The following is a 506-nucleotide window of genomic DNA, read 5'->3' as shown; positions in this document are numbered from 1 at the left end:
GTGTGGTCGCGGCCGGCGATCGTGGCGGCCACGCGGCTGCCGTCGGGGAGGCCGATCTCGACCTCACCCTCGTCGGCCAGCGCCTCGTCGGCGGTGACGATGAGGCCTGCCTTCCAGACAAAGCCGGTGGCACGGGAGCGATGCGAGTGCACGGAGACGATTGAGGGCGCGGTGCGCGCCACCACGTCCGCGAGGGCGGATGACAGTGAGGACAGGGCGGTCAGGTCGGTCATGGTAAGCTCCTGTAAGTTGTCCTCAATTTGGGATGTCGCGGGCGATTGCGAAACTGGCCGGGTGGCCAGGACCAGGACGGCTCTCCGTAGGATCACGGCCGACGAATATGTGATTGGGAGCGCCTCACGGGAACGTGTAGCAATCCGAAAATTGCGCCATTTCGTCTCAAGCATTTCAGCGAGTCCTGACCAATGACCATCGACCTCACCCGCCGCTCCCTGCTGCAACTCGCCGGCGCGACCTCGCTTGCGATGGCGGCCGCGGCCGCGGCG

1 pseudogene is annotated in these 506 nt (G+C 66.2%); it reads right to left on the bottom strand.

The window, feature by feature from the left end:
• Positions 1–233 (bottom strand): annotated as a pseudogene (locus MOV75_RS41585) (serine protease); the annotation flags it as partial.
• Positions 234–506: the final 273 nt, after the last annotated feature.

Origin of the sequence: Bradyrhizobium sp. PRIMUS42, from assembly GCF_023006515.1 — a bacterium.
Lineage (GTDB): Bacteria > Pseudomonadota > Alphaproteobacteria > Rhizobiales > Xanthobacteraceae > Bradyrhizobium.
This window is presented reverse-complemented; position numbering and strand designations above follow the sequence as displayed.